The organism is Pseudoalteromonas luteoviolacea H33-S (assembly GCF_001625695.1).
GTDB lineage: Bacteria > Pseudomonadota > Gammaproteobacteria > Enterobacterales > Alteromonadaceae > Pseudoalteromonas > Pseudoalteromonas luteoviolacea_B.
Genome location: NZ_AUXY01000035.1, coordinates 115,900 through 135,262 on the forward strand (window position 1 = coordinate 115,900; position 19,363 = coordinate 135,262).

Annotated in this window: 20 protein-coding genes; 11 read left to right on the plus strand and 9 right to left on the minus strand. The window is 43.0% G+C overall.

Features of this window, described 5'->3' with window-relative positions:
* Positions 1 to 162: 162 nt before the first annotated feature.
* Positions 163 to 1,020: a LysR family transcriptional regulator gene (locus tag N477_RS02285; protein ID WP_063361154.1), complete on the minus strand. Its 858-nt coding sequence runs from the start codon at positions 1,018 to 1,020 to the stop codon at positions 163 to 165.
* 160 nt (positions 1,021 to 1,180) lie between these two features.
* Here N477_RS02285 and N477_RS02290 point away from each other — a divergent pair, with 160 nt between their 5' ends.
* From N477_RS02290 to N477_RS02315, 6 genes are all read left to right on the plus strand, one after another.
* On the plus strand, positions 1,181 to 1,594 hold the full coding sequence (locus N477_RS02290) for a rhodanese-like domain-containing protein (protein WP_063361000.1): 414 nt from the start codon (positions 1,181 to 1,183) through the stop codon (positions 1,592 to 1,594).
* Positions 1,595 to 1,641: 47 nt separating this feature from the next.
* Complete coding sequence (locus N477_RS02295) at positions 1,642 to 2,088, plus strand: GNAT family N-acetyltransferase (RefSeq protein WP_063361001.1); 447 nt, start codon at positions 1,642 to 1,644, stop codon at positions 2,086 to 2,088.
* A 156-nt stretch (positions 2,089 to 2,244) separates the two neighbouring features.
* Positions 2,245 to 3,387 carry a fibrinogen-like YCDxxxxGGGW domain-containing protein gene (locus tag N477_RS02300; RefSeq protein WP_063361002.1) on the plus strand — a complete coding sequence of 381 codons (1,143 nt, stop codon included), beginning with the start codon at positions 2,245 to 2,247 and terminating at the stop codon, positions 3,385 to 3,387.
* Between the two features lie 364 nt (positions 3,388 to 3,751).
* Positions 3,752 to 4,600, plus strand: a complete 849-nt coding sequence (locus tag N477_RS02305) for a substrate-binding periplasmic protein (protein WP_063361003.1) — start codon at positions 3,752 to 3,754, stop codon at positions 4,598 to 4,600.
* 283 nt (positions 4,601 to 4,883) lie between these two features.
* Entirely contained in the window at positions 4,884 to 5,714 is an 831-nt protein-coding gene (locus tag N477_RS02310; protein ID WP_063361004.1) for a GNAT family N-acetyltransferase, read from the plus strand.
* Positions 5,715 to 5,796: 82 nt separating this feature from the next.
* Positions 5,797 to 7,749 carry a BCCT family transporter gene (locus tag N477_RS02315; protein ID WP_063361005.1) on the plus strand — a complete coding sequence of 651 codons (1,953 nt, stop codon included), beginning with the start codon at positions 5,797 to 5,799 and terminating at the stop codon, positions 7,747 to 7,749.
* A gap of 5 nt (positions 7,750 to 7,754) precedes the next feature.
* On the opposite strand, the gene N477_RS02320 is transcribed toward N477_RS02315, so the two are convergent.
* On the minus strand, positions 7,755 to 8,240 hold the full coding sequence (locus N477_RS02320) for a MarR family winged helix-turn-helix transcriptional regulator (RefSeq protein ID WP_063361006.1): 486 nt from the start codon (positions 8,238 to 8,240) through the stop codon (positions 7,755 to 7,757).
* Between the two features lie 171 nt (positions 8,241 to 8,411).
* Positions 8,412 to 9,053 (minus strand): NAD(P)-dependent oxidoreductase, encoded by a 642-nt coding sequence (locus N477_RS02325; protein ID WP_063361007.1) that lies wholly within the window; start codon positions 9,051 to 9,053, stop codon positions 8,412 to 8,414.
* Between the two features lie 185 nt (positions 9,054 to 9,238).
* Here N477_RS02325 and N477_RS02330 point away from each other — a divergent pair, with 185 nt between their 5' ends.
* The 4 genes from N477_RS02330 (at position 9,239) to purU (ending at position 12,554) form a co-directional block, all read left to right on the plus strand.
* Positions 9,239 to 10,057, plus strand: a complete 819-nt coding sequence (locus N477_RS02330; protein ID WP_063361008.1) for an arylamine N-acetyltransferase family protein — start codon at positions 9,239 to 9,241, stop codon at positions 10,055 to 10,057.
* Positions 10,058 to 10,079: 22 nt separating this feature from the next.
* Positions 10,080 to 10,946 (plus strand): DMT family transporter, encoded by an 867-nt coding sequence (locus N477_RS02335; protein WP_063361009.1) that lies wholly within the window; start codon positions 10,080 to 10,082, stop codon positions 10,944 to 10,946.
* Between the two features lie 37 nt (positions 10,947 to 10,983).
* Complete coding sequence (locus tag N477_RS02340) at positions 10,984 to 11,577, plus strand: Crp/Fnr family transcriptional regulator (RefSeq protein WP_231098069.1); 594 nt, start codon at positions 10,984 to 10,986, stop codon at positions 11,575 to 11,577.
* A 146-nt stretch (positions 11,578 to 11,723) separates the two neighbouring features.
* Positions 11,724 to 12,554, plus strand: coding sequence for a formyltetrahydrofolate deformylase (purU, locus tag N477_RS02345; RefSeq protein ID WP_063361010.1), 831 nt, complete (start codon positions 11,724 to 11,726; stop codon positions 12,552 to 12,554).
* Between the two features lie 36 nt (positions 12,555 to 12,590).
* On the opposite strand, the gene N477_RS02350 is transcribed toward purU, so the two are convergent.
* Positions 12,591 to 13,244: a response regulator transcription factor gene (locus tag N477_RS02350; RefSeq protein ID WP_063361011.1), complete on the minus strand. Its 654-nt coding sequence runs from the start codon at positions 13,242 to 13,244 to the stop codon at positions 12,591 to 12,593.
* Between the two features lie 92 nt (positions 13,245 to 13,336).
* The gene (gene acs, locus N477_RS02355; protein WP_063361012.1) at positions 13,337 to 15,277 is read right to left on the minus strand and encodes an acetate--CoA ligase; all 1,941 of its coding nucleotides are present in this window, start codon (positions 15,275 to 15,277) and stop codon (positions 13,337 to 13,339) included.
* Positions 15,278 to 15,644: 367 nt separating this feature from the next.
* On the opposite strand from acs, the gene N477_RS02360 reads away from it, so the two are divergent.
* Positions 15,645 to 16,808, plus strand: a complete 1,164-nt coding sequence (locus N477_RS02360; protein WP_063361013.1) for a DcaP family trimeric outer membrane transporter — start codon at positions 15,645 to 15,647, stop codon at positions 16,806 to 16,808.
* 53 nt (positions 16,809 to 16,861) lie between these two features.
* Here the strand turns inward: N477_RS02360 and gpsA are convergent, their stop codons facing one another.
* The 4 genes from gpsA to N477_RS02380 all read right to left on the minus strand — a co-directional run bounded on the left by gpsA (position 16,862) and on the right by N477_RS02380 (position 19,134).
* Positions 16,862 to 17,869, minus strand: coding sequence for an NAD(P)H-dependent glycerol-3-phosphate dehydrogenase (gpsA, locus tag N477_RS02365; RefSeq protein ID WP_063361014.1), 1,008 nt, complete (start codon positions 17,867 to 17,869; stop codon positions 16,862 to 16,864).
* A gap of 3 nt (positions 17,870 to 17,872) precedes the next feature.
* Complete coding sequence (gene secB, locus N477_RS02370) at positions 17,873 to 18,355, minus strand: protein-export chaperone SecB (protein WP_063361015.1); 483 nt, start codon at positions 18,353 to 18,355, stop codon at positions 17,873 to 17,875.
* Between the two features lie 76 nt (positions 18,356 to 18,431).
* Entirely contained in the window at positions 18,432 to 18,689 is a 258-nt protein-coding gene (grxC, locus tag N477_RS02375; RefSeq protein WP_063361016.1) for a glutaredoxin 3, read from the minus strand.
* A gap of 13 nt (positions 18,690 to 18,702) precedes the next feature.
* Complete coding sequence (locus N477_RS02380; protein WP_063361017.1) at positions 18,703 to 19,134, minus strand: rhodanese-like domain-containing protein; 432 nt, start codon at positions 19,132 to 19,134, stop codon at positions 18,703 to 18,705.
* Between the last annotated feature and the right edge of the window lie 229 nt (positions 19,135 to 19,363).

The window sequence follows — 19,363 nt, forward strand, 5'->3', positions numbered from 1 at the left end:
CATGCATTACGACTTTTCCTTGCACTTTAAAACACTTCAAAATAAGCACAATATGATTGCATTCGTTACATTAATACTTATTGAACAATCAGACACTTATTCAATAAAAAAGTGAGTAAAGTGGTGTGAAGCTTGCTATCAACTACATTAAAGAAGAAAAACCTACCAAAGTGCGTCCAACTGCTCCAATACCGCTTTAACAACAGGGTTACTAAGCGCTGATTGCTTCGCTACTAAACTTAACGGTATCTCAAAATCCAACAAAGTGAGTCGCTGTGCTTGCTTGGCTGTAACCATGGCTTGTGCCACTTCCAGTTCGATAAAACTGGCGCCAACGCCCTGTTCAACTAAGCTCGCACGAGAGGCGTTATCGGCACTTTGTACCTGTGATTTAATGGACTGAGTAACCCGCTTTTTCAGTGCCGTATCAAATGGGCAATGCTCACCAACGCTAATCCAAGGTAGCTCAGCAAGCTCATAAACACTCTGAATCACCGTAGAATCAAATGAGGTTGGCACTATCGTGGTAATCGGCTGCAAAGCTAATTCGGTATGAAATAAATCAGGCGAAGTATCACCATAAACAAATCCGCCATCCAATTCTCCACTACTCACCTTTTCAAGGACTTGCCCTGTGTTCAGCGCATGCAATTCAAGCTCAATACCCGGGCAGCGATGAACGAGCGCTTTGACCAACTCTGCAATACGCAATGTACTTGCGTCTCGGTTTAAACCCAGTCTAAAGGTGCCTATGACTTGATCTGCATTTTCTACCGCCAGATTCACCATGTCTGTGGCGCTGTCTAAGGTTTTTTGCGCTTGTAAGCGCAGCTGCTCGCCTTTTGGGGTCAAATGCATGCCTTTGCTGGTGCGCTCAAATAATGTGGTTTTCAGCTCATCTTCTAATGCGCGAATATGAGCACTGACTGCAGGCGGTGTAGTAAACAACTGTTTTGCCGCCTTGGTTAAATTGCCCGTTTCAGCAACCACCACAAATGACCTTAAATGGTAAAATTCCATGCGCTCACCCACCTGATTTGAATCTGGACCACAAATATACAACAGGCTGTCACCAAGACCTATTCACAATGTGTGAACATCGCGTTCAGAAATGATGAATTTACCCAGTACAACGCCCTTTGTAAGCTGTTACAACACCAACCAAACAGGACAAATACTGATGGCAAATATTCAAATAAATAATACCGCAGAACCAAACGCTGCACAGGCACACTTTAGTGCAAAGTTAGACTGTGAAACGGATTGCAGCGATGTATATGCCGATATCAAGCAAGGAAAACAGCACTTTGTGCTCGTAGATACTCGCTCTGCACACGCTTTTGCCAAGAGCCATGCGATCACCGCTATAAACATACCCAATAATGAAATCACCGCCGCACGTATGGCAGACTTTGCACCCGACACCTTGTTTGTTGTGTACTGCTGGGGCCCCGGCTGCAATGGCGCGTCCAAGGCTGGATATAAACTGGCTCAGCTAGGTTTCAAAGTCAAAGAAATGATAGGTGGGATCCACTACTGGGAAGACTTTGAGCGCTACCCAGTTAATAGGCACTTAAGCGACCCACAACAATAACTGCACAGGGCTTGTGATGACCACAAGCCTCATCAATAGGAAGAAAAATGCCCATCACTATCATGCGAGCGACAAAAAGACATTACCCACAGCTGATCAGCATGTTTGTTGAACATGCAAAATATGAACAACATACACTTCATATTGATGACCAACTGCAAACTATGGCAACGTTAGATACGCTCCCAGTGGAGCTATTTATAGTTCAACTTAAACATACCGTCATCGGTTATTTCAGTGTCATACCTCAATTTTCAACATGGGATATGAAAACATACCTTTATCTAGATTGTTTATTTATTCAAGACGCCTATCGCGGTAAAGGAGTTGGGAAATATGTAATGTACCATATTTTCGATTTAGCAAAAAAACAAGGGTATCAACAAGTGCAATGGCAAACGCCTAATACTAACCAAAGTGCGATACAGTTTTATTTAGCACAAGGCGCTAAACCCAAAGCTAAACAGCGCTTTTTTTACACCATTGTTGAGTAGTTCAACCCGCAGATGCGCCACTCATTAACTTTTTCATAAATTACTAACTTAACCCAAATATACAACCTACTCCCGATATTGTATGAAAAGATAAGCTTGTATCCTCAGATTTAAAGTAACAACAAATCAATACCCTACAATCTCAAAGGAACACTCATGACCGTAAAACCACTTGCAGCAGCACTGGCCTGTACTTTTATCTCAATGGGTAGTGTTGCAGCGACTAATATCGCTCAGTTTATTGACAGTCAAGGCAATGCCAATATCAATACCCCGGCCCCTACACCTTATGTATTCAATCAAGTTGATATTGACTCGGTAAAAATCACTCAGCAAGGGAGTAAATTTTTTGTCGAAGATGTGGGTATTTATCGAGTCAACTATTCGCTAAGCTGGCGAACATCGGGCGTTGGAGCATCAGCAAGACGCCAAATCAAAACTTATATTTTAACCAATGGAACTGATATCTCTGCAACCTCCTACGAGTATGCACGCATTGAGAACTACGCTGAGAATGCCACTAACCAAGGTAACTTTTTACTGGAGTTGAATGCTGGTGACTACATTGAGCTTATTCATACAGCTTCTTCAGAAAATCTCAATGAAGCACTATCTAACCCGGGTGAAAGCTGGATCGCGCTAGAGTTTGTAAGCACCCGCGAAGAAAACGGTAAATATCCAAAATCTTGTTTAGAGATAAAGCAAAATTCGCCTGCAAGCAAAAGCGGTACGTACACTATAGATCCTGATGGTACAAACGGTGAAGCGCACTTTGATGTGTACTGTGATATGGCCACAGAGGGGGGCGGCTGGACCATGATCTCCAAGTATTCAGGTATTGGCGGTCAGTGTAGCTACCCAGACTTTAACGCCTGCAACTTAGAAGGCATGTCGCATGCAGGGTTAAGTCAAAGCGCCAAGTTAAATCACAATGCCATCATCGCACTTGTTGATGGGCGCAGTGACGCGCTTTTCAGAGCAAAAAGCACCTTTGATGATACAGTGATCAAGAGAGTAGATGGTGGGGACCCATTTTCCACAGTGGCGGTTGGTGACAAATTTGCTTGCCGAGACATTGCTAAATCCAACTGGCACAACTACTCAATTGATGGCCTAGTTCATTATCCAACACGTTTAACCACTTGGACGACAAATCTAACTTATGTTGGTAAAAGTGACCAAATTATCCAATGTGGTAACGGGATCACCTTTGAAAGTGAGCGTTTCCCAGCACTACACGCTATTGATGCAGGTTCTACAAGTGCACCTACAGTGCAAGGTGCGTTTTATATCAAATAAGTATAAATAAGGTCAGGCTAGCACCTGACCTACTCTGGACTCAAAACACGCATTCAGATGACAACAATGCCAGCCACGCATAGAAGGAATCATCAGCAATATTGTCCTTCCTATATTTTTATATGCTCAGTTAAGTTTAATTTTGGCCTATTAAATTAAAATCGCCTGCCCGAGCATCAGAATAAAAACACGTCAACATGTGCAAATCACGAGCAAATTAGCACTCAACCGGCTCAATTTTGCTGTGTTTTTGAGCCCTATTATCACTAAGCAACCTAAATCCGCACTTAAAAATTGAGTTTAAATAGACAAATATCAGACTGACCACAATACTCAAATTGTCATCAAAGTTATATAAGCGACTATGAAACAAGCTAGGTCATTCTTCTGTTTACTCGTTGGCATCCTCAGCCACACCTTGTATGCCAACACCGTGGAGCACAAGCTGATTGTGTCAATGCATCCACTTGAGCCTTTTGTCTATATTGAAAATGGCAAAGTCACCTCTGGTTTTGTCGCAGACATCTACAACCAAATGGCTAGTCGCCTGTCTCATTACCAACCTGTGCAAGTCAGCTCCTTTGCCCGAGGTTTAAACATATTAAAGCTACCTCCAAAAAGAGTTATGTCACCTTCTGGTAAAGTCACCTTGTACCATAGAGCGCATCTTATCGTCGCAAAGACGACTGAACGGCTCCCCGCCTTTAAATGGGTGGGGCCTTTTTTATATGACGGCTCTGTTTTATACAAACGCTCAAGCGATAAAAGAGAGTTTAAGCAGTTGGGAGACATTCGCCGTCATCAAGCAACCTGTGTCTCACAACGTAAAGTCGCGGACACAGAGATATACAAAAAATATCAGATACCATACCATGAAACGGACAGCCAACTTGAAGCTATTCAATTACTTCTTCAGCCCAGAAGCCGCTTTGATTGTACAATTATTTCACTGATGAATACCCGAGAGATACTTGCTTCTTCTGGCTACTCACTCGATGCCTTAACCCCCATGTCTATTCAGCTATCCCCGCATGGCGTGTATATGGCTTTTTCTGCGCAAACGCCAGATACAATTGTCAACAAATGGCAATCTGCACTCGGTGAATTGGACTCACAAGGCCTCAGACTCACCTATATTCAAAAGTACGTGCCTTTTTATACACAAGAACTCGAACTCATGTTACGAGGTGCATTGGATAGTCAAAATCAGTAAAACCCATGACTCAGCACTTCGATTGCATCAAAATGGTCCCAAATTAATTACAACTAAAACTATTTAGCTTTCTAAATATATAAAAGTCATTACTATCTCAATACATACCTTACCAAGCTAAGAAAAAATATTTACCAAACAGCTCAAAAAAAGCTGCCTGTTTGCTTGATTCCTTAGCAATTTATAACGCTGCTTTAATTATCCCCCCCAAAAAGTTACAATACAAAATATTAGAACTCTAACTAAATAGATTCCTGTATATAAAACAGGCATAGAGGGTTATATGCAAACTTATGAGGCAACACCATTATTGCCGAATGACAAGCAACATAAATTGCTTGCAATGGAAATCCAGACTCAACACCTTTGTGATAACACACTCCATCATATAGAGAATACTGCAAATCAAAACCACAACACCAAAGTGCTGCTACAAGTGAAAGAATCAAACTCACTTGCCTTAATGTCGAATGGGTATCAAATTGAGGCAACCATCCCCAAATTATATAGTAATGAGGATGCAATTTTTGCTGCTAAGTATTTAGATAATAAACGAAAAGTAGAGAAAAACAGCGATTTATACGATGAAATCCTTGAGCACGTGATTAGTAACACCGATAACTTTGAAACCACAAAGCACAATACCTCAATGGCACGGCTAGCAAATCGTTCTGATGCTAGAGGCATTGCCAAGCTCTTCGCAAACGATGATACGCTTTATTCGCACTGGCAAGAAGATGAACCGAAAATTAAAGCGAGTATGCAAGGCGAACATGAATACGTTGTCATTGACTACTTGGATAACATAGTTGCCGCAGTCAACATCAAGCATGACGCCAATACAAAAAGCTGCTTTTTGCAAGATCTTTCTGTTGCCTCTTTTGTTCAAAATCAAGGGATGGCGACCACTTTAATCGACTTTGTACTTCATCGTCTTCTTCGTACCGAAGTAGAGACAATACACTGCCAATGCATCGCAGATGATTATGCAATGAATAAAGTGTTAGCGCGCCATGAATTTAATTTTGGTGGACGCCTTACTAACCAAGTTATTGTTCAAGACCAGCTACACTCAGTAAACATGTGGTCTAAGAAGTTATCAAAGGATCGTTGATTCGGCTATCTCAATGACAGATAATTTATTTCCAAACTTAGCCAAGCAAAATAATTTGTAGTCTAATCAATAGAGTCTCACTATGAAAAAAGACAACACCTCTCTAAATCTCCCCGTTTTTTACAGCGCATCAGCGATTGTATTGGCGTTGGTGATTTTTGCCGTGATCAGCCCTACAACAGCCTCATCACTCTTCTCTGTTACTCAATCAGCCATCACCCAAAATGGCAGTTGGTTTTATGTCTTAACCGTCGCCATCATATTAGGCTTAGTCGTGTATTTAAGCATGTCACGTTTTGGTGAAATTAAATTAGGACCCGATCACTCAGATCCCGATTATAGTTTTTCGACTTGGCTTGCTATGTTATTTGCCGCTGGTATGGGCATAGGTTTGATGTTTTTTGGTGTCGCGGAGCCCGTGATGCATTTTGTCTCGCCGCCGTCTGCAGACACAGGCTCAGTTGAAGCCATCAAAGAAGCCATGCGGATCACCTTTTTCCACTGGGGTTTCCACGCATGGGCCATCTACGCCATTGTGGCGATGATTTTGGCTTATTTTAGTTATCGACATAAATTACCACTGACATTGCGCTCAGCGCTTTACCCGATTATTGGTGACAAGATTCATGGTTGGATAGGCCATACAGTGGATGTTTTTGCCGTTGTCGGTACTGTATTTGGTGTCGCAACCTCTTTAGGTTTGGGCGCTGCACAGGTCAACTCTGGGCTAGCTTACTTGTTCTCTTTTGATGTCTCGGTACAAAACCAAGTCATTATTATGATCACCATTACTGCGCTGGCCTCTATCTCCGTGGCGACGGGGTTAGACAAAGGCATTAAAATTTTATCGCAGACCAATATGATACTCGCTGTAGTACTGTTAGCCCTGATCTTCTTTATTGGCCCAAGTGTGTTTTTACTGCAAGCATATGTACAAAATGTCGGTGATTATTTATCGGATATTGTATCTACCACCTTCAACTTATTCGCGTATGAGAAAAAAGATTGGATTGGCGGCTGGACTATTTTTTATTGGGGTTGGTGGCTTGCTTGGGCACCTTTTGTAGGCCTCTTTATTGCCCGTATATCAAAGGGCCGTACTATTCGAGAGTTTGTCATTGGCGTCACCTGTATTCCGACCGCATTCACCTTATTGTGGATGACCATTTTTGGTAACTCGGCACTGGCAATGATTTTTGAGCAAGGCATGACAGGGATCTCAGACATGGTCAGCAGCAACTCTGCCGTTGCCCTGTTTGTATTTTTAGAAAATTTCCCTCTGTCTGAGTTTTTAATCGGCCTATCTATCATCATGATTGTGGTATTTTTTGTCACCTCTTGTGATTCAGGTGCCATGGTTATCGACATGCTGTGCTCAAACGGCAGCAATAACACCCCGCTTTGGCAACGATTATTTTGGTCGATTGGGGTCGGGGTTGTCGCAGCTGCGCTGAGCTTAGCTGGTGGACTTGATGCACTGCAAACACTGACCATCGTCAGTGCTCTGCCATTCTCAGTGGTGTTGCTCGTCGCCTGTTATGGTCTCATTCGCGCACTGCGTATTGACGATGCCAAACGCAGTACACACACCATGCCGATGACGTTTGACAACCAAGTTAATGATGAGCAAACGTGGCAAGAGAGCCTTGCGCTGCTTATCGCGACGCCTGCTAAAGGTAAAGTTGATAAATTTATCTTAAAAGAGGTGAAGCCTGCGCTGAAAAAAATCAGGGCTGAATTTGAAAGCAACCAAGTCGAGGCTGAAGTCAAAGTAAATAACGCTGCGGTTATTCTTACGGTTCATCACGGTGACGAGCACGACTTCATTTATGGTGTGTATAAAAGTGAAGCACTGCAACCAGATTTTACGCAAAGTGATGTCACAGACAGTGACTCGTATTATCGCGCCGAAGTGTACCTCAGTGAAGGCGGTCAAAACTATGACATCATGGGGTGGTCTGAAAGCGCCATCATCAGCGATGTCTTAGCGCAATATCAAAAGCACCTTCACTTCTTAAATGTGCTGCGCGAGTAGCGCGGTTACTTTCCGGATTCGGTTTGGTTCATCGGTGCTATCTCAAGCACCGGTGCCGCATCAAGTTCATTTGCATCCATCATGGTGGCGATCCGCTGCATAGACGAGAGCAGCAAGGATTGCTCCCACTCTTCTAATTCACAAAATTTTTGTATAAAGTGTTCTTGTAATGGCTGCGGTGCATCAATTAATAAATTCTTCCCTTGTGGAGACAAAAACAAACTCACACGACGTTTATCTTGTGCGCTGCGTACTCGCTCGACCAAACCTCGGCTCTCCAAACGATCAAGTATGTTGGTCACCGTCGCGGCACTTAAATTGACATGCTTCGCAATTTGGCTAGCCGTTACGCCTTTTACACGCGCAATCTCTTGCATAATTAACAGTTGTGGGCCAGTCAGCCCCGATGACTTATTAAGTTGCTTTGAATGCAAGTCAATGGCGCGGATCACCTTTCTAATTGAGACTAATAGTTCTTCGTACTTTTCCATTTATTAACGCTACCGAACAATACCAATTTGGCCAGTATAATCGCTTCAGTGGCGCTGAACCACAATAAATCACAATAAGTATCAACAGCCCAACGACAACAAACGCGCGACAATACTCAAGCCAAGTTAATATAAAATATCTGCATTTAAAGATAACGGCTAATGGCTAAGTTAATAACCCGCCGTAAAAACTTTCCCCACATACGTCGCCGACTCTGCCTCATTAATTAGCGCAATTGCAAAGTCTTGCCATGAAATATGCGACTTGCCCGTCTCATCAACCAATAACTCGCCCTCACTGACTCTAAACTGTTCGGTACGAGCGCCTTCACCTATCAATGCCGAAGGGCTCGCATAACTCCAATTCTGATTCTCATGTGTTTCACAATGTTGATATTGCTCAAAACAGGCTTGAGCGATGTCTTTCCATGCGGGAGGTACCAGCGAAATATCGTTTAAAACCAGACCACCGTTCGAGTTGGGAACCGTCAAACAAGCCGCACCACCAACGAGTAATAAACGTGTGCGTGTCTCACGTAAGCCTGTCAGTAAAGACTCAGCAATATCGACCAGTTGCTTTTCCTGCCCCGCCGTTGGCCTGGTTGCACTAATCACCAAATCTTGCTCTTTACTCAAGCGGATCACATCTTGTACGTCATTTACATCACCCACTTGCGCATAGGCTTCAGCAGGTAGCTTTGACACTTTACGTATGTCTCGCGTTACTGCCGTCACTTGATGTCCACGTGCAATTGCTTCATTGACGACCGCCTGACCTATATTACCTGTGGCTCCAAATACTGTGATACGCATGTACTTCTCCTTTCAATTTGTATGCTTAAGAAACACCTCCACTTTAAAAGTATTTTCAATCGCAGGAATTAACCTAGGTTTATTTCTGTAAAAAATAAAAATTTTAAATGAATAAACCTAGGTTCATTACAACCTACCTGCTCACGATTAAGCTAGGCACTCAATGAAAACAAGGAGTAAACACCATGACTGACATGCAAATCGTAGACAACTACTTAGCTGATTTAGCACTTACTGAGCATCCACTTGACGCGGATTTTTTAGCGCAGCTACAAAGCCGCCATGTGGCCAAACATACATTCAACAGTGTATCAGCAGTGTTAAAACACCCCTTGCCTTTGGAGGTCGACCATCTATTCACTAAAATCATCCAAAAGCAATTTGGTGGATATTGTTTCGAGCATAACAAGCTGGTTTTTCATGTCCTGAAAAATTTAGGTTTTGAGGTAAAACTGCTGCTCGCCAAGGTGGTATACAACCGAGATGTAGAAGTGCCAAGAACTCACAGAGCAACGCTCGTTACATATCAAGGTACACAGTATTTACTCGATGTTGGCTTTGGACCGCAAGGAGCAATATTCCCGCTTAAGCTGATGTTAGATGTGCCACAGCTACAAGGGCACATGACCTATCGCATAAGTCAAAATAAAGCCCAAGAGTACTGCTTTGATGTATTAAAAAATGGGGAATATTTCACACTCTACACTTTTGATCTCAACCACTATAGCGAAGCAGACTGTGAACTCAGTCACTTTTACTCTCACAAGCATCCCAATGCTGCTTTTGTAAACAACTTGGTAGTCAGTAAAAAAACGCTTGATGAAACACATTCGCTGAGAAATGGTGAATATCACCATATTACAGCCAGCCACACAGACATCACTGAAATTGATAGTACCGAGCAGCTCCACCAGCTACTTACTGGTGTGTTTTCGCTCAATATTGATGACGCAATCTCCGCCTATTTGTTTAGCAAGTTTGCAAAACCTTCACACCTAAGCTGATCCCTTTACTGAGGTGGAAATTATGAATCACACACTCGCCCAGCCCATACTCCTGCTTGTGTGGGTCGGCTTACTTTCCTCGTCATTTGTGGTGTCTGGCAAAGTGCTGCCTTACGCCAGTCCAATTGCAGCGACTTGCCTGCGCTTTATCCTGACAAGTCTTTGCCTCGTGCCGCTTATTTGGCGCTCTAGCAACGTCAAACTTACCGCAAAGCAAATCGGACAGTATGTTTTGATCAGTGGTTTCTTGGTGCTGTTTTTTATCGGCTTGTTTGAATCTTTAAAAACCATAACCGCAGAAAAAACGGCGGTCATCTATACCTTACTGCCACTCATTAGTGTGTTTTTGAGTTTTATGTTTATGGGCATTAAAACCCGTATTAGCCAATTACTCGGTTTTTTGATTGGCACCGCCAGCGCTATCTGGATGCTCATCAATGGACAGAATAACCTGCAGGATCTAAGCAATTGGCAATATGGTGACTCTATATTTTTAGCTGCCTGTTTTTGTCTCGCAATACACGTACTTTTGATAAAGAAGTGGGCAACCAAACAGTCAGCCCTGACCAGCACATTTTATATTGCACTCCTTGGTAGCCTGCTACTTTTACCCATAATGCTGTTTTATGGTGACCTTGCACATTTAGTTTGGCAGAGCCACACATTTTGGACATGGCTCATCTACTTAACTTTGTTTACGACACTGGGCACTTTCTTTTTACAACAGCACTTATTAAAAAGGGTGAGCCCAAATGCTTTTTTAGCCATGACCTATTTGGTGCCCGCATTTGTGCTCTTTTTTCAAGGCGGATTGTCCCTGTTTATACTTAGCATACCCGCTATATTAGTTGCATTTTTTGCACTTTACTTGATTACGCGTGCCCCCTAACATGTCCCTATAAAGTCGTCTCATCAAGGAATGTCGTTTGAACATACAACACAAGCTCGCAGATTTCGTCTCTTTTTTCAGTACCGACGCAAAGCCACTTTGCGCCGAGGATTTTCAAAAGTACGGCTTACAAAGCAAGCTCAAACACTATCCTAAACATGCTTTACTGATGAGCCAAGGCAGCCCCGCCCCCAACTTATTTTTTATCACGCAAGGAGACGTACGCTATTTTAACGTCTCTGCCGAGGGGAAAGAGTTTACGCAAGCCTTTGCCAGCGCGCCTTGTATCGCTGGTTCTACTCGCGCTATGACACAAAATACGCCCGCATTATTTAGTATTGAAGCTTTAGATGATGTGATCTGTCTTGAATTTGAATGGCATACTTTCTTCCATACCATGAAAGCACACCCAGGGTTTTTAGAGGCTTATACTCAACTACTGGAAAACCTCTTTATTAAAAAAGAAGAGCGAGAGTATGCCTTTGTTCATCATAGTGCAGAGCAAAGGTATTTAAACTTTATTGACCGAAACCCTGAGCTCAGTGAACGCGTACCACTAAAAATGGTCGCTTCACATATTGGCATTACCCCCATAGCGCTCAGCCGTATTCGCAGGAAGTTAGCATTGTAAACGTTGAAATTAGAGAAAACTAAAACTCATGTAACTATTTTGGGTGTGAAATTTACTCATCATTGAATAAATAATTCATCTAGCACAATACAATTCCTTTGCATTGAGGTAACCTGATAAACCATCATACAAATGGAATGAGGACCATGAGTTTTATATTAACAACACAATGTAGTGACGATATCGGGCTAATCGCTAAAATAACCAGCCTATGTCACGAGCATCATTTAAATATTGTTCGTAACAACGAGTTTGTAGACAGAGAAGGTAAACGCTTTTTTATGCGAACCGAATTAACCGGTACGCCGACCGAGCAGTTTATTTCGCAGCTCCAAGCTAATTTGCCTGACGATGCGCTAGTAAAATTACATAGCCCGACAAAAGTAAAAGTGGTGTTACTCGCCACAAAAGAAGCACATTGCTTGGGTGGTGTGTTACTCAAGCAATTTGAAAATGCGCTCAATATTGAAGTACAAGCCGTTATTGCTAATTACCCGACTTTAGAACCTCTAGCAAACGCGTTTGATATCCCTTTTCACTGCTTGTCTCATGAAGATTTAAGCCGCTCAGAGCATGATAAAAAGGTGGGCGACTTAATTGAAAGCTACAATCCAGATTTAGTTGGCCTAGCGAAATATATGCGTATTTTAAGCCCTGAATTTGTTGCTCGATTTGAAGACAAGATCATCAATATTCACCATTCATTTTTACCCGCATTCATCGGTGCTAAGCCTTATCATCAAGCATTTGAACGGGGCGTGAAAATCATTGGGGCAACAGCCCATTTCGTCAATAATGAATTAGATGAAGGGCCCATCATTGTGCAGGATGTCACGCAAGTGACGCATGCTGATACTGCGGATGCGATGGCCAAAATAGGCAGAGATATTGAAAAAACCGTTTTTTGTAAAGCGCTGCAATTGGCTTCAGAGCACAAGCTATTCATCAATGGCAACAAAACCGTTGTTTTTAAATAATAGCCTCAGTAAAGAAGGTGCAAAAGTAGCTTAATGCTACTTTGCCGTCTCGATTGGTTCTAATTGTAATTTGGAAGCGATCAATACTGCTTGGGTGCGATTATACACACCAAGTTTACGGAATATAGCGGTAATATGCGCTTTCACCGTGGCTTCTGAAATATTCAGCTCGTACGCAATTTGCTTGTTGAGTAACCCTTCATGCAAGTACTGTAAAACTTTATATTGCTGTGGCGTGAGCGAAGCAATTTGCTGTGCCAACTCTCTATCTTCCCCATTAAGGTCTTGGATTTGCTCCTTGATATCAGCGGGAAGCCAACTCTCTCCCTCTAAGACTTGCTGTAAAGCACTGACAATATCCTGTGAAGAAGATGCCTTAGGTATGAAGCCCATTGCGCCGTAGCCCATAACTTTAGAAATGACATTCAAATCTTCACTGCCTGAAACCACAACAATTGGCAGGGCTGGGTGGTCTTCTCTTATTCTAATAAGACCATATAAATCACCATTACCTGGCATATGTAAATCAAGCAATAGTAAATCTAAGTCATCATACTGAGACAACCGCTGTAATGTTTGCTCAAAGTTTTCTGATTCGATAACTTCAAGGCCTTCAAACTGATTTTGCAAAGCCCCCTTTAACGCTTCTCTAAACAGGGGGTGATCATCCGCAATTAAAAACTGATTCATGCATAGCTCCTAAAAAATCGGCTGTCTTTAGTATAAAGACAGCCGATATAGTACGTTTAGAATTCGCTAAATTTCAAGTTTTTAACGCTCAATTAACGGTTTAAACGATTTTCAATTAATTCATCAACTACAGTTGGGTCTGCAAGTGTCGACGTATCGCCGAGCTGTTGATACTCATTTGCCGCAATTTTACGTAAAATACGACGCATAATTTTACCTGAACGCGTTTTTGGTAAGCCAGGTGACCATTGGATCATATCTGGTGATGCAATTGGGCTTAACTCTTTACGTACCCAGCTTCTCACTTCTTTTGTTAGGTCATCAGTGACAACCACGCCTTCATTTGGTGTGACATAAACATAAATGCCCTGACCTTTAATATCATGCGGATAACCCACTACTGCTGCCTCAGCAACGGCTTCGTGCGCAACTAACGCGCTTTCAATTTCAGCTGTACCCAGTCTATGTCCTGATACATTCAATACGTCATCAACTCGGCCTGTGATCCAGTAATAACCATCTTCATCACGACGACAGCCGTCTCCTGTGAAGTAAACACCAGGGTAAGCTGAGAAGTAAGTTTGCTCAAAACGCTCATGGTCACCATACACAGTGCGAGCTTGAGATGGCCAGCTATCTAATATAACTAAATTGCCTTCTGTTGCCCCTTCAAGTGTATTGCCTTCAGCATCAAATAATGCCGGTGCAATACCGAAAAATGGACGTGTCGCAGAGCCAGGCTTCATATCTGTTGCACCAGGCAATGGGGTGATCATGATGCCACCGGTTTCAGTTTGCCACCAAGTATCTACAATCGGGCACGCACTTTTACCAATTTGCTCGTAATACCAAGCCCATGCTTCTGGGTTGATTGGCTCACCCACAGATCCCAAAATTCTTAGGCTTGTACGTTCAGAGCTAGCTGTAGGCTCATCACCTTTGGCCATCAGTGCACGAATGGCAGTTGGTGCGGTATAAAGAATTGTGACTTGGTGTTTATCAACCACTTCACCAATACGGCCAGAAGTTGGATAAGTAGGTACACCTTCAAAAATAACTTGTGTGCATCCATTAACCAAAGGACCATACGCCATGTAACTGTGACCTGTGATCCAACCTACATCAGCAGTACACCAAAAAACGTCATCCTCTTGCAGGTCAAATACATACTCATGTGTCATGGATGCGTAGACGAGGTAGCCGCCTGTCGTATGTACAACACCTTTTGGCTGACCTGTGGAACCTGATGTATATAAAATGAAAAGCGGATCTTCTGCACTCATCGGCTCAGGCGTACACTCAGCCGGCACGTCAGCAACAAGCTCATGCCACCAAACGTCATGTGCGTTCCACTCAACCTCTCCGCCCGTTAGCTGATGCACAATAACATGCTCAATAGTCGTGACCGACTCTTGTGATACGGCTTCATCCACATTGGCTTTCAATGGTACAGCATTGCCACCACGACGACCTTCATCTGACGTGATCACAACTTTTGCACCTGAGTCTTTAATACGATCTGCAATTGCAGATGGAGAGAAACCACCAAATACCACAGAGTGAATTGCCCCAATGCGCGCGCATGCTTGCATGGCATAAATAGCCTGTGGCGTCATTGGCATATAAATAGCAACTCGATCGCCCTTTTGAACACCTAGCTTTTTAAGGCCATTTGCTAATTTAGCCACTTCATCATGTAACGTTTGAAACGTAATATTTTCGCTGTGCTCAGGGTTATCACCTTCCCAGATCATTGCGACTTTGTTGGCATTCTTTTCTAAGTGGCGGTCGATACAGTTATACGAGGCATTCAACACACCATCTTCAAACCACTTAATGCTGATATGGCCTTTGTCAAAAGACGTGTTTTTAACTTTATTATAAGGTGTGAACCAGTCTAGGCGTTTACCATGTTCAGCCCAAAACCCCTCAGGGTTGTCAATAGACTGCTGATACAGTGCTTGATATTGTTCATTATCTACAAGTGCAGCCTGTTTGATCGCTTCAGGTACCGGATAAATGCTCTGTGACATACTCATCTCCATATTAATTACTTGCCTATAGCGGCTTCTCTCAAGGATCACTTACAAGCAAACGATTAAGTATTAGACCTTAGTTGTAATTGTTGCTTTAAGTTTATCCAAACTGGGAATATTTAACTATAAATTAACGAGCACCAGCATACTGTCTCTCACTTAGTAAGACCAGAGGGCCAGTTATGACAAGATAAAAAGAAGTGTAATCAATTATTGCCACACGTATTTTTTGAAAAGATGTGAGCTATTCAACCTTAGTCTCATAGACCAATAGGTAATTGAGTAAATAACAGCCATCAGAAAAAGTGGATGAGAAATAATTCTCTGCATTGCAACGAACAGGCAGTATTATAGGAACAACCTTATGACAACTAAAATTAATATGAACATGAAACTTGCTGCGGTTGCAGTGTCAAGCCTACTCTGTAGCCAAGCTATGGCTGCAAACCTCGACAATACAGATGTCAGCTATGGTGGTTACATCAAATTGGATGCCATTTGGAGTGACTTTTCAGATGGTACACTCGGCTCTCAGCATATAGGTAGAGACTTTTACGTGCCAGGCACGACACCTGTCACACCTAGCACTGGCGAGGATGCCGTATTTGATATGCACGCACGCCAATCTAGATTTAACTTTGGCACAGCAACAGAGCTAGACGATGGCAGTACTATCAAAACCAAAATTGAATTGGACTTCATCGCATCAGTAGGTGGCAATGAGCGAGTAAGTAACTCATATTCACCGCGCATCAGGCAGGCTTTTGTGACTTATAAGGGCTGGCTATTTGGCCAAGCTTGGTCAAACTTCCAAAACGTAAGTGCATTGCCTGAAACACTAGACTTTGTCGGGCCAGCAGAAGGGACAGTGTTCGTGCGTCAAGCCATGGCAAAATATACTATCGGTAACTGGTCATTCTCAGCAGAAAACCCTGAAAGCACCGTTACCACCACAGGCGGTGTTCGTGAAGTCACTGATGATGCTCAAATGCCAGACTTCACCGCTCGTTACAACTATAAGGCTGACTGGGGGCACTTTACCGTCGCAGCACTCGCAAGACAGCTAAGCTATAAAACAGGTGCAGCCGACGAAACGGAGAGTTCGTTTGGAGTAAGTGCATCGGGTCGAGTAAACTTTGGTAAAAATAACCTAAAGTTCATGTTAACTCACGGCCAAGGCTTAGGTCGATACGTTGGCTTAAATGTGGCACATGGCGCAGTTTATGACGGCACTGATTTACATGCCATAGACTCTACTTCAGGGTTTATTGCGTATCAGCACTACTGGAACTCGCAGTGGCGCTCAACATTTTTATACTCTTACTTCAGTGCCGATAACGATGCAAGTTTGCTAAACGTCACTGGCGACCCAACAGATATGACCACCAGCTACAGTGCCAACATTTTATATTCACCTGTGAAAAAGCTCACTTTTGGCGCGGAATACAAAATGGCCAACAGAGAAGTCCACAGCGGTGCTGAAGGTGATTTGGACAGACTACAATTTTCAGTTAAATACGCCTTTTAAGTCTCCCTGAAAGGCAAAACAAAAAAACCACCAAACGGTGGTTTTTTTATGTCTTATTCTGACTTTTGCTCTCGGCCTAATAGTGCCATGGCAGCTTCTTTTACATCTTTTTGCTCATAGAGCACTTGGTAGATTTGCTCTGTGATCGGCATTTCAATACCACTGCGTTTAGCCAGTAAAAAAACTTCTTTGGTATTGCGATAACCTTCAACGACTTGACCAATGCTGCTCATTGCATCATCAACGCATTTTCCTTGCCCAAGTGCCAAACCAAAGCGCCTATTTCTAGACTGGTTGTCGGTACAAGTAAGGATTAAATCGCCTAGTCCTGCCATACCCATAAAAGTTTCCGTCTTCGCGCCAAGCGCACAGCCTAAACGGCATAACTCAGCCAAGCCTCGCGTGATCAGCATGGTCCGCGTGTTGGCACCAAAGCCAAAGCCATCTGACATGCCAGCGCCTATGGCAATCACATTCTTCACTGCACCACCGAGCTGAATACCGATAAAATCATCGTTACTGTACACTCTGAACGAGCGGCTACAATGTAGTAAGCGCGCAAGCTCAGTGCGAAGCCCTTCGTCTCTTGCTGAAACAGAAATAGCCGTTGGTAAGCCTGCAGCCATCTCTTTTGCAAAAGTAGGCCCTGATAAAACTGCTAAAGGTACTTCTTCACCAAGTACTTCTTTGGCCACTTCCTCTAAAAGCCTGCCCGTATCTGGCTCTAAGCCCTTAGTGGCCCACGCAACCTGAGCTCCACTTTGAAGATAAGGTTGGATTTGCTTAAGAGTTTGGGCAAATGCATGGCTTGGCACCACAACCAAGACAATTTTGCTTGCTTGAACCGCACGCGCCAAGTCAGTCTCTAACGTCAGCGACGCTGGAAACTCAATATCGGGAAGGTAGCGCCTGTTTTGACGCTCAGCAGCCAATTGTTCAATATCAGCTTGTGTGCGTCCCCATAAAGTTACTCGGTGACCGTTTCGAGCAAAACAAATAGCAAGGGCGGTGCCATAAGACCCCGCCCCTAATACGGTCACAGCAGACTGTGATGTATTCATAGATTATGCGTCAGCTGTTTGCTCTTGCGCTGCACGTTGTTGCATGTACTGAGCAAATAGTGCATCGAAGTTAACTGGTGCAAGGTTAAGCTGTGGGAAAGTACCACGGTTAACTAAGCTTGCAACTGCTTCACGAGCGTAAGGGAAAAGGATGTTAGGGCAGAAAGCACCAAGCATATGAGCAAGCTGTAGCTCTTCTAATTCGCCTACAGAGAAAATACCCGCTTGTTGAATTTCACATAGGAATGCTGTTTCTTCGCCAATCGTCGCAGTCACTGTTAATGCAAGAACAACTTCAAATACGCCTTCGTCTAGCTTAGCTGAACGCGTGTCCATATCTAGCTTAACTTCAGGTGTCCACTCTTTTTGGAAAATAGCAGGAGAATTTGGCGTTTCAAAAGATACATCTTTAGTATAGATGCGCTGAATGTTGAATTGTGGGCCTTCTTGTTGTTCTGCTGCCGCGTTTTGATTTTGTTCAGTCATTATTATTCCTATAAATTTTTGTTAAACAGCACTTAATGAATACTTTAAGTGCTGGAAATTTTTTAATTTCGCTCGACTAAGCCAATAGCTGGGTTAGTTTACCTTGAGCTTCAAGTGCCATCATATCATCACAGCCACCAATGTGCTGCTCATTGATAAAAATTTGTGGCACGGTATATCCGCCATTGGCTTTTTCGATCATCTCATCACGAAGTTCAGGCTGTACAGCAATATCATACTCTGTATATGTGACGCCTTTGCTATCTAATAGTGCCTTCGCACGATGACAAAACGGACAATAATCTTTGGTGTAGATAACTACATTGTTACTCATTTGTTCACTCCAATTACTTGCCAGTTGTCGTTGGTAGTCCTGCACTTTGCCATGAGCTCATGCCGCCAGATAGCACATGTAGCTTTTCATAGCCCTGCTGCTTCATTCTCTCAGCAATGTTGTTGGCAGTCATACCTGTATTACACACAAGTATAATGGGCGTTGTTTTGTACTTTTCAAGTCCACCAAAGTCATTTTGTTTTGCTTTGTCGACATTCATCAGCTCGGCACCCGCGATCCTGCCTGCCGTGAACTCTTTCTTGCCACGCATATCAAGCACTTGGGCATCTTCACGATTGATCAACATAGTCAATTGCTGAGGGTTGATCTGACGAATTGATGAAAATAGGCTTTTATACCAGCTGTGTACCAACATGATTGCTAGGACGACCCAGATAATGCTTAATACAGGGTGATTGGTGAAAAAAGTTATATATTGTTCCATGAACCTTGCCACTTAATTAGCAGATAAAACTTACAGTGCAGCGAGTATACGTTTTTACGTCTCTTGGTACAAACCTATTGTCATACACTCTAAGGAAGGTATCTTTAAATTCTATTTTTAAGCCTCTGATAACAAACATCCACAATCGCTCTTCACAGCAGGCTTTATATGAAAGGTGTTACCATAAGATTAATCAATCTTGAACATAAATCACCAGCTTAGGGCTGAA